This window comes from Streptomyces roseicoloratus (genome assembly GCF_004117935.1).
Lineage (GTDB): Bacteria > Actinomycetota > Actinomycetes > Streptomycetales > Streptomycetaceae > Streptomyces > Streptomyces roseicoloratus.
Map to the genome: position 1 here is coordinate 1 of NZ_SDOY01000095.1, position 12,972 is coordinate 12,972.

The following is a 12,972-nucleotide window of genomic DNA, read 5'->3' on the forward strand; positions in this document are numbered from 1 at the left end:
ATCGAGCACGTCTCGAAGTCCTTCGGCGGTCCCGCCGGCGGGCAGCTCGTCCTCGACGACATCAGCCTCGACGTCGCCCCCGGCGAGTTCGTCACCCTCCTGGGAGCCTCGGGCTGCGGCAAGTCCACCCTGCTCAACCTCGTCGCCGGACTCGACCGCCCCACCACCGGCACCATCACCACCACCGGCCGCCCCGCCCTGATGTTCCAGGAACACGCCCTGTTCCCCTGGCTCACCGCCGGAAAGAACATCGAACTCGCCCTCAAACTCCGCGGCCTCCCCAAACCCCTGCGCCGCCCCGAAGCCGACCGCCTCCTCGAACTCGTCCGCCTCACCGGCTCCTACCACAAACGCGTCCACGAACTGTCCGGAGGCATGCGCCAACGCGTCGCCATGGCCCGCGCCCTCGCCCAGAACTCCTCACTCCTCCTCATGGACGAACCCTTCGCCGCACTCGACGCCATCACCCGCGACGTCCTCCACGACGAACTCACCCGCATCTGGCGCGAAACCCGCCTCTCCGTCCTCTTCGTCACCCACAACGTCCGCGAAGCCGTCCGCCTCGCCCAACGCGTCGTCCTGCTCTCCTCACGACCCGGCCGCATCGCCCACCAGTGGACCATCGACATCCCCCACCCACGCCGCATCGAAGACGCCGCCGTCGCGGAACTGTCCCTCGAGATCACCGAACAACTCCGTGGGGAGATCCGCCGCCATGGCCAGCACTGACACCACCCCCACCACCACCAAGACCGACGACCTCGCCGGCCTCGAAGCAGGCCTCGACGCCCTCGACACCATCCAGACCCACCGCACCCCCACCCACCAAACCCTCCTCAAAAAAGTCCTCCCCCCACTCCTCGCCATCATCCTCGTCGTAGCCGCATGGCAACTCCTCGTCACCCTGAAAGCCACCGACGAAGGCAAACTCCCCTCACCCGGCGCCGTCTGGAACAGCCTCACCACCATGTGGCTCGAAGGCACCCTCCACAGCGTCCTGTGGACCAGCGTCTCCCGAGCCCTGCTCGGCTTCCTCCTCGCCCTCGCCCTCGGCACCCCCCTCGGACTCCTCGTCGCCCGCATCACCGTCATACGCACCGCCATCGGACCGATCCTCTCCGGCCTGCAATCCCTGCCCTCCGTCGCCTGGGTCGCACCCGCCGTCCTCTGGCTCGGCCTGAACGACAGCATGATGTTCGCCGTCATCCTCCTCGGCGCCGTCCCCTCCATCGCCAACGGCCTCGTCGCCGGAGTCGACCAGGTCCCACCCCTCTTCCTCCGCGCCGGACGCACCCTCGGCGCCACCGGCCTCAAAGGCGCCTGGCACATCGTCATGCCCGCCGCCCTCCCCGGCTACCTCGCCGGCCTCAAACAAGGCTGGGCCTTCTCCTGGCGCTCCCTCATGGCCGCCGAGATCATCGCCTCCTCCCCCGACCTCGGCCTCGGCCTCGGCCAACTCCTCGAAAACGGCCGCAACAACTTCGACATGCCCGGCATCTTCCTCGCCATCATCCTCATCCTCCTCGTCGGCATCGCCATCGACCTCCTCCTCTTCAGCCCCCTCGAACGCGCCGTCCTCCGCCGCCGCGGCCTCCTCACCAAGGCCTGAGCTCTCAGGAAGGGGACGGGGACGCCGCCGCCGACACCGGCCGTGCGTCGCCCCGAGGGGCACGGCCGTCAGGCCGCCTCACCTGGCGTCAGGTCAGAGCGCGACGACCGTCGCCTCGGTCGCCTTGACGCTCGTCCAGACGGGCACTCCGTCGGCCAGGCCGAGTTCGGCGGCGGCCTGGGGGGTGATCTCGGCGACGAGGTCGGGGACGAGGTCGGAGGTGATCAGGAGCCGCAGCCGGCTGCCGCTGCCGGTGATCTCGCGTACGGTGCCGGACCAGACGTTGCGGGGGCTGCCCGCGGGCCGCTCGCGGTGCACGGACACCGCCTCGGGCGCGACGATCGCGAGCGCGGCCGTGCCGGGCGGCGGAACCTCGGCGGCGACGAGGGTGCCTCCGCCGTCCAGGGCGAGGCCGTCCGGCGTGGCCGTGCCGGGCCAGGCGTTGCGGCCGAGCATGCGGGCCACCCACGGGGAGCGGGGGTGGCGGGTGACCTCGGCCGGTGCGGCGTCCTGGATGGCGCGGCCCGCGTCGAGCACGAGGACGCGGTCGGCGAGCGAGACGGCTTCCACCGGGTCGTGGGTGACGATCAGGCAGACGCCGCCGAACCCGGCGAGGTGGGTGCGCAGGGTGTGCCGTACGTGGGCGCGGGTGGTCTGGTCGAGCGCGGCGAGCGGTTCGTCGAGGACCAGCAGCCGGGGCCGTGCGGCGAGCGCCCGGGCGAGCGCGACGCGCTGGGCCTGGCCGCCGGAGAGCTGGGCCGGCTTGCGGTGTCCCAGGTGGCCGACGCCGAGGCGGTCGAGCCAGGCCTGGGCCGCGCGGCGGGCCTCGGCCCGCGGGACGCCCTGGGCTCGTAGCCCGTACGCGGTGTTGGCGAGGGCGGTCATGTGCGGGAAGAGGGCGCCGTCCTGCGGCACCCAGGCGACCCGGCGGCGGTGCGGGGGCAGTCCGGTGACGTCGGTCCCGCCGACGGTGAGGTCCGCGTGGGCGCGGGGCGTGAGGCCGAGGAGGGCACGCAGGAGGGTGGTCTTGCCCGCGCCGTTGGGGCCGACGACGGCGATGGTGGTGCCGGGTCCGGCGTCGAGGGTGAGCCGGGTGAAGCCGGTGACGCGGGCGTGCAGGGCCCACTGTTCGTCTGCCGGGCGCGAGAGCGTGGCGGCGGGGACCGGTGCGGGGGTGACCGGGTCCTCTCCGGTCTCGCGGGCCGTACGGCGTTCCCGGGCGGGCGGGCCGCCGGTCCACCGCCCGCGCAGGGCGATCAGGACCGCCATGGCGATGACGAGGAGCAGGAGCGAGACGGAGGTGGCGGCCTCCGGCTCGTCCTGGAGCAGCAGGTAGACCTGGAGCGGCAGGGTCTGGGTGGTGCCGGGGAGATTGCCGGCGAAGGTGATCGTCGCGCCGAACTCGCCGAGCGCCCGCGCCCAGGTGAGGGCCGCGCCCGCGACGACGCCGGGCATGACCATGGGCAGGGTGACGGTGAGGAACACCCTGACGGGCGAGGCGCCGAGCGAGGCCGCCGTCTCCTCGTAGCGCGGCCGGAGTCCGCCGAGCGCGCCCTCCAGGCTGATCACGAGGAAGGGCATGGCGACGAAGGTCGCGGCGAGGACGGCACCGGAGGTGTGGAACGGCAGGGTGATGCCGAAGGTGTCCTGCAGCCACGGGCCGAGCAGCCCGCGCCGCCCGAAGGCGAGGAGCAGGGCGACGCCGCCGACGGTGGGCGGCAGGACCATGGGCAGCAGGACGAGCGAGCGCACGAAGGCCTTGCCGGGGAACGGCACCCGGGCCAGCAGCCACGCCAGCGGGACGCCGAGCAGCAGCGACAGACCGAGCGCCCAGAAGGAGACGAGGAGCGAGAGCTTCAGGGCCTGGACGGTGCCGGGCGAGCTCAGGTGGCCCCCGAGTTCGCCCCACTCGGTCCGCGCCAGGATGCCGACGAGGGGAAGCGCCAGGAACGCCACGGCCGCGAGGGCCGGCAGGGCGAGCAGGAGGGGCGGCCGCCGCCGCGCCGTGCGGTCTCCGGCGGGGCTTCCGCCGGGGTTCCCCGTACGGCGTCCCGCGCGCTTTCCGGTGCGGCTGCCGTCGAGGCCTGGCGCTGCTCGCTTCATGGCTGATCCTGAGGCTGGTCGATCCGAGGAGCTGGTCGATCGGAGGAGGCTGGTCGATCGGAGGAGGCTGGTCGATCAGACGATGTCGGTCGGTGCGAGGAGGCTGGTCGGTCCGAGGTGAACGGTCACGGCTTCTGGAAGCCGGCGTCCAGGAGGATCTTCCGGCCCTCGGGCGAGGACAGCCAGGCGACGAACGCGGCGGCGGCCTCGGCGTTCTCGGAGTCGTTGAGGGTGGCGGCCGGGTACTGGGCGATCGCGTTCTGGTCGTCGGGGATCTCGACGGCGTCGACCTTGTCCTTGGCGCTCTCGGCGTCGGTCCGGTAGACGAGTCCGGCGTCGGCCTCGCCGAGCTCGACCTTGCTGAGCACGGCCCGCACGCTGGGCTCCTGGGAGACCGGCTTCAGCGCGATCTTCTGCTTGTCGAGGATCTGCCTGCTGTACGTGCCGGCCGGCACCTGGGGCGCCGCGAGGACGACCTTCAGCTCGGTGTCGGCGAGGTCCTTCAGCTCGTCGACCTCGAACGGGTTCCCCTCGCCGGTGGCGATGACGAGCCGGTTCTTCGCGATGATCGCGGGAGTGCCGGTGTCGGCCCTCACCTTGTCCATGCTCTGGGTGTCGGCGGTGACCAGGACGTCCGCGGGCGCACCCTGGGAGACCTGGGCGACGAGCTCCTGGGAGCCGGCGAAGGAGAAGGTGAGCTTCGTGCCGGGGTGGGTCTTCTCGTAGGCGGCGCCGGCGGTCGTGAACACGTCGGTGAGCGAGGCGGCGGCGAGGACGGTGAGCCGCGCGGCGGGTGCGCCGCTCCCGGATCCGGCGGCCGGGGAGCCGCCGGCGTCCTTCCCGGTGCCGTCGTTCGACGAGCAGGCGGAGAGCGGTACGAGCAGGGCGGCGGTGAGAACGGCGGCGGCACGGCGTGCGGCGGAGGTGAACGGCATGGCGATCGGGACTCCTGGGGCAAGGAAACTGCGGGTCGGGCCGGTCGCGCCAGCGGCCGAAGGGGTGCGCGTCAGGTGCGGTCGATGTGCACGTTGGTCGACTTCACGCGGGCGGTGGCCTGCATGCCGACTTCCAGTCCCAGCTCCTCCACGGCCTCCCGGGTGAGGAGGGAGACCAGGCGGTGGGGCCCGGCCTGGATCGTGACCTGGGCGGCGACGTCGCCGAGCTTGATCGCGGTGACGATGCCCGGGAACGCGTTGCGCGCCGACGTGTACGACACGTCGTCGTCGCCGTCCTCGCTCTGTGCGAGCTCGACGGAGAACGCGGCCAGCGACGTCCCGTCGATGACGCGCCGCCCGCTCTCGTCACGCCGGGTCTCGACCCTCCCGGCGTCGGCCCAGCGCCGCGCGGTGTCGGGACTGACGCCCAGCAGACGCGCGGCCTGACCGATGGTGTAGGACTGCATATGCGACACGGTAGGCACCGATCGCCTGCATCTGCAACAACGTCGTGGGACCCTCCATCGCGGATGCGAGGAGAGCTGGAGAAACCCACAAGAGCGAGCTGGCTTGCCCCGGCCGTCCCGGCCGGGACGGCGACCCGCGGCCTGGAGACCCTCCTCTACGGCGCCGAGCCCGGCGTACGGGCGTCCCCGGCGACGGGCGTCCGGCATGCGGGCGTTTCCCGGCATGCGGGCGTGCCGGCGGTCGGGCGTCCCGGCGGTCGGCGTGGGACCTGACCGCCGGGGCCTCTGGATGGTTCGGTTCGAACCGGTTCAGATCTCCGCCGCGAACTCCACGAAACGCGACCAGCCCTCGCGGCCGACCGCGACGTCAGGGCGCGTGACGTCCTTGGAGTCGCGTACGCGCACGGCCTGCGCGGTCATGGCGACCTCGACGCAGTTGTCGCCCTGGGTGCCGCTGTAGCTGGACTTGAACCAGGTCAGTTCCGTCGTCCTCATAGTTCTCCTCGGAGTCGCTCCAACAGACCCCGCGAGTCCTTGGCGTTCAGGGCCTGCGAGCGCAGTCTGTCATAGCGCTGCTGAAGCAGACTCACCTCTTTCACGTCGGCGATCAGACGCCCGTTCTGCTGGCCTTCGGAGTACGCGACCCGCTGCCCCTTCGGCGTCTCCAGGAGCCACATCGGCCCGTCCAGACACCCGTGCGCGTCCGCGTCCATCGACACGATTTGCAGCGTCACGTTCCGCAAGGCGCTCAGCGTCAGCACATGGTCGATCAGGCCCCGCATCACCCCGGCACCGCCCAGGCGCCGGCGGAACACGTGCTCCTCCACGATGAAGCTGAACGGCACGTGCACCCGCTCGTACAGCACCCGTTGACGCTTCATCCGGGCTTCGACCTGTGTCTCCAGCTGCTCGTCGGACAACAGCGGAATGCCGTTCTCGAACACCGCCCGCGCGTACGCCTCCGACTGCAGCATGCCCGGCACCAGCCGGCACTCGTACGTGCACAGGCTCACCGCCACCTTCTCCAGCCTGGCCCACTGCCGGAACCAGGCCGCCAGGCCCGCCTCCCCGCGGCTCAGGAACGGTGCCGCCTTCCTCAGGGCACCCGTGTTGCCGGTCGCGCCCTCGGCCCGGTCCACGAACGACTCGTCCGGCATGCGACGCCCCAACTCGACCGATTCCACGGTGTGTTTGGAGAAGCGGACGAGTTCGCCGAACTGGACCCTGCTGAGCCCCGCGTGTTCGCGCAGGGCCTGGACGACGGCCCCGAAGGTTCGCAGACTGTCCGAAGGATCGGGCTCCCGTTCCGCCTCGCAGACCGCCGGCAGGTCGTCGTTGTCACCCGCGCCGCCGTTCGTCGTCATCCGCGGCCACCTCCAGGTCCGTACGTACAGATGCATGGTGAGCGCCGGCCGCATCCCCTCGGCCCGGCAGCACTCAGCGTGACGACAACGACCGCGTACTGTCCACCGATTGTGCCCGTACGCTGACGCAGCGTACGGGGTTGATGTATGGTTCGCGCCCTGACGGCTGCGGGACCGTGGGAGCCATGACGACCACCGCTCCCCGATCCGCGCTCCCCGTACGCACGTTCGCCCAGCTCCTGTCGTCCACGCGCCGGGGCGCCCGACTGGCCCGGCTGCTCGCCGCCGGGCAGTTGCGGGACTGGGAGGTGTCACCCGGCGTGACGGAGCGCGCCGAGCAGGTCGTGGCCGAACTCGCGGCGAACGCGGTCCTGCACGGCCGGGTCCGGGGGCGGGACTTCCGCGTCACGCTCACGCTGGACCCGGCGATCGGCGTCCTCAGGATCGCGGTCACCGACGCGCGCGGCGAGCGCCGCCCCTCCCCCGTCCCGACGCACCGCACGGACGACCCCGATGCCGGACGGGGCCTCCTCCTCGTCGCCGCGCTCACCGACCACTGGGGCACGGAGCCGTACCCACCGGGCGGGAAGACCGTATGGGCGGAGCTCGCTCTGCGCGCTCCTGTACGGGCGGCGTCGACGCCGCCGGCGAGCGCGTGACCGCCGGACGCGCGGGCAGACGCCGCGCCGGCGATCGGACCGGCTCGCCGGTGGGCTCGCCGTGGAGGTCGGCGCGGGGGTCGTCGAGTCCGATGATCTCGACGGTCGTGCCGCGCTGCGCGTACGTGGTCTCGATGGCGTCGAGGGCGGCGGAGGAGGCGTCCCGGATGTGGGCGGCGGACAGGTCGATGACGGCCTGGGGCGCGTCGCCGCGGTTCACAGGCTCGAGAGCGTTTGCGGGCAGAGGGTTTTGATCATGGTGTTGGTCCAGCGGACCTGTCGCAGGGTCCGGGGGTGGCAGGCCGACGCGAGCTCGAGGGCCTCGTCGTCGCGGGTCGCCTGGGCGAGCTGGGCGAGCATCTCCCAGTACAGGGAGTTCTCCGCGGCTTTCAGGTGCAGGTCGCGCAGGTCGCGCAGGAGCAGCAGGCCGGGCTCCGGGCGGCGGCCCGGGGCTTCGGCGGCGTTCTCCTTCAGCGCCGCCAGGAGTCCCGGTGAGGAGTCGTCCTGGTGCGGCTCGGCGAGGTCCAGGCCGCGGTGGCGGGCGGTCCCGGTCACGCGCTCGACGTGCTCGCGCGACCAGGCCGCGAGGTCGGTCGCCACGTGGTGGACCTCGTGGTCGGCGGAGTGACGCCCGGCGACCGCCAGCAGGTCGTCGGCGAGCTCCTGTTCGCCGTGGTGGATCGCACGCAGGACGAGCTCGACGCCGTTCACGCGTCGCTCCTTCCGCCGTCGTTCCAGGCCGGATCGGCGGTCTCGGACACCATGGCCGCGGCGCCTCCCTCGGTGGCGGGCGCGTCGCCGGTGCGGTGCGGGGCGGACGCGGTGGTCGTGGGCGCGCGGGACGTGGTGCCGTCGGACCGTTCGACGAGGCGAAGGGCGGCCGCGGCGGTCTTGAAGAGCGGCTGCTTGGAGACGGGGTCCCAGTCGGTCACGGTGGTCTCGTTCGCGGCGCGGCCCGGTGTGGTGGCGTCGGGGGCGTGGCCGGCCGGGGTGTCCCAGTAGCCGTAGTGGAACGGTACGAAGAGGAGTCCCGGCCGGATGTCGGTGATCCTGAGCCGGGCCCGGAGGAGGCCCCGCGGGGTCGACACCTCCATGAGGTCTCCTTCGCGGGCGTCGAGGGCGCGGGCGTCCCCGGCGGACGCCTCGACCCACACGTCGGGGGCCGCGGCGTTCAGCTGGGGCGCGCGGCCGGTCTTGGTGCGGGTGTGGAAGTGGTAGAGGGTGCGGCCGGTGGTGAGCTGGAAGGGGTACTCGCCGCCGGGCTCCTCGTGGGGCGGCAGGTACTCGGCGGCCTTCAGGACGGCTCTGCCGTCGGGGTTGAGCGAGCGGTACTCGACGGCTTCGACGGTCGCCCCGGTGACGAGGTCCTTCCCGTAGGACTCGCACACGTCCGGGTGCGCCCAGGTGATGCCCTCCCCGTACAGGCGCGGTGTGCCTTCGGGTGCCCGGTCGTTGCAGGGCCACTGGACGCCGGTGCCGCCGCGCAGCTTCGCGTGGCTCAGGCCCGTGTAGTCGCACGGCCGGCCCGCGCTGCAGCGTTTCCACGCCTCGAAGGCGGACTCCGGATCGTGCCAGCCGACGAGCGGGGCGCCGTCCTTGTCGCGGAAGTCCATGCGCCGGGCGTAGTCCAGGAAGATGTCGAGGTCCGGCCTGGCTTCGCCGGGCGGTTCGACGGCCTTGTCGGAGAGGTGGACGGTCCTGTCCGCGTTGGTGAAGGTGCCGGTCTTCTCTCCCCAGGTCGCCGCGGGCAGGACGACGTCGGCGAGCCGGGCGGTCTCGGTGAGGAACAGGTCCTGGGCGATCACGAAGAGGCGGTCCTGGGCGAGGATCGCACGGATGCGGGAGAGCTCCGGCAGGGAGACGGCCGGGTTGGTGCCGCTGATCCACAGCATGCGCAGGGACCCCTGCTCGGCGTAGCGGAACATCTGCATCGCGTGGGTGGGCGGGCCGTAGTGCGGGATCGTCTTCGGGTCGACGTTCCACACCCGGGCCAGGTCGGCGACGTGCTCGTCGTTCTGCCAGTTCCTGAAGCCCGGCAGGTCACCGTTCGCGCCGCACTCCCGGGTGTTCTGGGCGGTGGGCTGCCCGTTCATCTGCAGGACCCCGGCGCCGGGGCGGCCCAGCATGCCGCGGATCAGGTGCAGGTTGTTCACCTGCACGGCCGCCGCGGTCGCCTGGTGGGACTGGTAGACGCCCTGCAGGACGGTCGACAGCAGCCGCTCCGCCGCCCCCAGGATCTCCGCCGCCTCCTGGATGCGGGCGGCGGGCACGTCGCAGACGTCCGCGGCCCACTCGGGCGTGCAGGAGGCGAGGCGGGCCTTCAGCTCGTCGAAGCCGACGGTGTGGGCCTCGACGTAGCCGGTGTCGACGCGGCCGGTGCGGATGACCTCGTACAGGAGGGCGTTCAGCAGGGCGACGTTCGTCCCCACGCGCGGAGCGAGATGGACGGAGGCCCTGCGCGCCACCCGGGTCGGGCGGGGGTCCACACACACCAGGCGGGGCGGGTCGCCGCCCTCCAGCCGGTCCAGGATCCGCATCCACTGCACCGGCTGAGTCTCGGCGAGGTTGTGTCCGAACAGGGCGATGACGTCCGCGTGGTCGATGTCGTCGTAGCTTCCCGGCTGTCCGTCGCAGCCGAACGACTCCTTCAGTGCCTCGGCCGCCGTCGACGTGCAGAGCCGCGTGTTCCCGTCCAGGTGGTGGGTGCCGATCCCGGCCCGGGCCAGCACCGCGAGGGTGTAGTACTCCTCCAGGAAGAGCTGCCCGGAGGTGTAGAACCCGATCGCCCCGGGCCCGCGCTCCTCCAGCAGCTGCCGGGAACGGGCGACGATCCGCTCCATCGCGGTCTCCCAGTCCGTCTCCACGAGCCGTCCGTCCACTCGGACCAGGGGCCGTGTGAGCCGGTCCCGGGCGGCGTTGGCCTGCCAGCCGAAGAGGTCCTTGGGGCCGAGGCGACCGTGATTGACGCGGTCGACCGCCCGTCCCCGCACGCCGACGATCCGGCCCTCCTTGACCGCGATGTCCATGGCGTCACCGTCGGAATGCAGGATCGAGGCGGCCTGCACCCACCTGTCCACCGACTCCGGCGCGACACCGTCCGCCAGATAGGTGTCCACGCGGGCAGGCCACGGACGGCCGCGGTCGTACGGCGTACGGCTGCCCCACGGTCGTGCGATCCGGTCCACCGACCCGTCCATTCCGCCTCCGTACGTCGCCGCCGAGTGCTGCCCGGCCTTGCGGGTGCCCGCCCCCGTCCTGGCTCACACCATGCCTTCCTCCGTCCCCTCTCGCCCCTTTTCGCCCGGGGCACGCCCGTCAGCTGGAGGGCGGTGCGCGGGGCGCGACGGTCCCGGCGGCTGTGGCATGTACAGGACGGCACGAGGGGCCGGACCGAGGCGCCGCGGGCCTCCTCTCGGCTGTCCGTCTCGGCGCGGTGGACGCTCGGACATCTTTCCAAGACGGGAGGATATTCAACGGCTCGTTCGATCTTCATTAATGTGGAGGCAGAGCGGGGCGCTCGCCCCGATTCCCCCCATGTGAAAGGGAGTTCGACATGCGTGCTGTCATCCAGAAGTCCTTCGGCGGCCCCGAGGTCCTGGAGCTCGCCGAGAGGGACAAGCCCGCCCCGCTCGGCGGCGAGGTCCTGGTCCGGGTGCACGCGAGCGGCGTCAACCCGGTCGACGTGGCGGTGCGCTCCGGTGCCTACCCGCTGCTCGGCGAGCCGCCGTTCGGTGTGGGCTGGGACATCTCCGGTGTCGTCGAGGAAGCCGGACCGGGTGCTCGCTTCAAGGCCGGCGACGAGGTCTTCGGGCTGCCGTTCTTCCCGCGAGCCGCCACCGGCTACGCCGACTACGTGGCCGTGCCCTCGCGCCAGGTGGCCCGCAAGCCCGCGACGCTCGACCACGTGCAGGCCGCCGCCGTGCCGCTCGCCGCCCTCACCGCCTGGCAGGGCCTGGTCGACGCCGCCCGAGTCGCCGAAGGGCAGCGGGTGCTGGTCCACCGGGCGGCCGGTGGCGTCGGCCACTTCGCGGTCCAGATCGCCAAGGCGCGCGGGGCCCACGTCATAGCCCTGGCGAGCGCCGCCAACCACGATTTCGTCCGTGAACTCGGGGCGGACGAGATCGTCGACTACCGCACCACCGACTACACCGAAGCGGTCAAGGACGTCGACGTCGTCTTCGACTCCAGCTCCGAGGGCGAGCGCGCGCTCGGCGTCCTCAAGCCCGGCGGCACCCTGGTCAGCATCATGGAGCACTGGAACACCGAGCTCGCCGCCCGCGTCGAGGCCGAGGGCCGCCACTTCGCCGGGATCTCGGTCGAACCGGACTACGCCTCCCTGGAGGCGATCGCGGCCCTGATCGACGCAGGCCGCATCCGCCCGCACGTCTCCGCGACGCTCCCGCTCGAGGAGGCGGCCAAGGCCCACGAACTGGTCGGTTCGGGCCGCACCCGCGGCAAGGTCGTCCTGACGGTGGCCTGAGCGGGGCGGGTCGGAGTGCGGTGGAATACCGGAAGACGAGGGAGAGGAGCGGGAGTTGGACATCCTCACCGAGGTGCTGTCCTCGATGCGGACCGGCCGACCGGTCTCCGTCCGGACCACCGGACGTGCGCCGTTCGGACTGAGGCTGCCCCCCGTGGCCGGTGCGGGTTTCCACGTGGTGCTGTCGGGCACGTGCTGGCTCGTCCCGCTGGAGGACGCGGCGCAGCAGCCGTCCCTCCCGCTGGGACCGGGCGACGTGGTCTTCCTGCGGAACGGCCGCGGGCACATCCTGGCCGACCACCCCGACACCCCGGCCGAGGTCGAGCGGGAGTCCCAGTTCAGTCCGGGCTCCCCGCTCGGCACGGTCACCATCGGCGGCGCCGGCGCCCGCACCAACCTGCTGTGCGGGAACTACCACCTCGACCAGGCCCGTCCGCACCCCCTCGTACGACAGTTGCCGGAGATCATCCATCTCCCCGCGAACCCCGTCCGGCATCCCGAACTCTCCTCCGCGATCCAGCTGTTGCGCGCGGAGCTGGAGCAGCCGCGGCCGGGCTCGGCCGGCATCGTGCCGGCGCTGATCGACTCGCTGCTCCTCTACATCCTGCGCGCCTGGCTGGAGCAGGGTCCGGCCGCGCGGGCCAGGGGCTGGGCGGCCGCGCTCGGTGACACGGCGGTCGCGCCGGTCCTGGCGGCGATCCACGCGGAGCCGGGTGCCCCGTGGACCGTGGAGTCGCTGGCCGCCCGCGCGGGCCTCTCCCGCGCGGCGTTCGCCCGCCGGTTCAACGACCTGGTCGGCGAGCCGCCCATGGCGTACCTGACCCGCTGGCGCATGACGACCGCCGCACGGATCCTCCGAGAGTCCGAGGACCCGCTGTCCGCGATCGCCGCACGCACCGGCTACGGCTCCGAGTACGCCTTCGCCAAAGCCTTCAAACGCGAGTACGGGCAGGCCCCGGGTGGTTACCGGCGCGAGGCGCGCGCGGCCTGACCTGGGGTCACGGGAAGCGACGCCGGGACGATGGGGGCGGCCGGAGCGGCTCCCCCATCCCGACCCGATATGACCACCATCCCGACCCGTCATGACCACCGTCCCGACCCGCCATGACGCTGCCGGGACGCACCGTGGCTCCTCGTCGTCGCGCCCGCCGCCGTCCGGACGACGATCGCCGGCATTCCGTCCCGGCGGCCTCACCCCAGCGGGTGGAGCCGACGGGGCGGGCGTCACCCTTCGGCAGGTCGAACGGGGAGTGCCCGCGGCCTCCCCGAGAGGTGGCGAGCGGGGCGCACGAGGCCGGACTTCCGCGCGTAGCACCGGAGCGGTGGCGTCGCCGGGCCGGGCGGCCCCGGCCCGC

The 12,972-nt window shown here is 72.5% G+C and carries 12 protein-coding genes; 5 read left to right on the forward strand and 7 right to left on the reverse strand.

From position 1 onward, the window contains the following. Positions 1-729: ABC transporter ATP-binding protein (locus ESG85_RS10040; protein WP_164986213.1), on the forward strand; the 729-nt coding region annotated here is incomplete at its 5' end. Then, a complete protein-coding gene (locus tag ESG85_RS10045) occupies positions 716-1,609 on the forward strand; it encodes an ABC transporter permease (protein ID WP_128977719.1) in 894 nt (297 codons plus the stop codon). The genes ESG85_RS10040 and ESG85_RS10045, both read left to right, overlap by 14 nt. Before the next feature lie 93 nt (positions 1,610-1,702). Here the strand turns inward: ESG85_RS10045 and ESG85_RS10050 are convergent, their stop codons facing one another. The 5 genes from ESG85_RS10050 to ESG85_RS10070 form a co-directional block, all read right to left on the reverse strand. Then, positions 1,703-3,712, reverse strand: a complete 2,010-nt coding sequence (locus tag ESG85_RS10050) for an ABC transporter permease (protein WP_128977720.1) — start codon at positions 3,710-3,712, stop codon at positions 1,703-1,705. A 125-nt stretch (positions 3,713-3,837) separates the two neighbouring features. Next, complete coding sequence (modA, locus tag ESG85_RS10055) at positions 3,838-4,647, reverse strand: molybdate ABC transporter substrate-binding protein (protein ID WP_181019003.1); 810 nt, start codon at positions 4,645-4,647, stop codon at positions 3,838-3,840. Positions 4,648-4,718: 71 nt separating this feature from the next. Further along, positions 4,719-5,114, reverse strand: coding sequence for a TOBE domain-containing protein (locus ESG85_RS10060; RefSeq protein WP_128977722.1), 396 nt, complete (start codon positions 5,112-5,114; stop codon positions 4,719-4,721). Between the two features lie 309 nt (positions 5,115-5,423). Next, a complete protein-coding gene (locus ESG85_RS10065; protein WP_128977723.1) occupies positions 5,424-5,609 on the reverse strand; it encodes a DUF397 domain-containing protein in 186 nt (61 codons plus the stop codon). Next, positions 5,606-6,478 carry a helix-turn-helix domain-containing protein gene (locus ESG85_RS10070; RefSeq protein ID WP_128977724.1) on the reverse strand — a complete coding sequence of 291 codons (873 nt, stop codon included), beginning with the start codon at positions 6,476-6,478 and terminating at the stop codon, positions 5,606-5,608. Before ESG85_RS10070 ends, ESG85_RS10065 begins: the two co-directional genes overlap by 4 nt. Before the next feature lie 185 nt (positions 6,479-6,663). On the opposite strand from ESG85_RS10070, the gene ESG85_RS10075 reads away from it, so the two are divergent. Next, positions 6,664-7,137 (forward strand): ATP-binding protein, encoded by a 474-nt coding sequence (locus ESG85_RS10075; RefSeq protein ID WP_128977725.1) that lies wholly within the window; start codon positions 6,664-6,666, stop codon positions 7,135-7,137. 216 nt (positions 7,138-7,353) lie between these two features. Here the strand turns inward: ESG85_RS10075 and ESG85_RS10080 are convergent, their stop codons facing one another. Together ESG85_RS10080 and ESG85_RS10085 are read right to left on the reverse strand one after the other, a co-directional pair. Then, a complete protein-coding gene (locus ESG85_RS10080) occupies positions 7,354-7,848 on the reverse strand; it encodes a hypothetical protein (RefSeq protein ID WP_128977726.1) in 495 nt (164 codons plus the stop codon). Next, a complete protein-coding gene (locus ESG85_RS10085; protein ID WP_128977727.1) occupies positions 7,845-10,334 on the reverse strand; it encodes a molybdopterin oxidoreductase family protein in 2,490 nt (829 codons plus the stop codon). The genes ESG85_RS10080 and ESG85_RS10085 overlap by 4 nt, the downstream gene beginning before the upstream one ends. A 356-nt stretch (positions 10,335-10,690) precedes the next feature. On the opposite strand from ESG85_RS10085, the gene ESG85_RS10090 reads away from it, so the two are divergent. Next, complete coding sequence (locus ESG85_RS10090; protein ID WP_128977728.1) at positions 10,691-11,617, forward strand: NADP-dependent oxidoreductase; 927 nt, start codon at positions 10,691-10,693, stop codon at positions 11,615-11,617. Between the two features lie 55 nt (positions 11,618-11,672). Then, positions 11,673-12,608: an AraC family transcriptional regulator gene (locus ESG85_RS10095; RefSeq protein ID WP_128977729.1), complete on the forward strand. Its 936-nt coding sequence runs from the start codon at positions 11,673-11,675 to the stop codon at positions 12,606-12,608. The last annotated feature ends 364 nt before the right edge of the window (positions 12,609-12,972 follow it).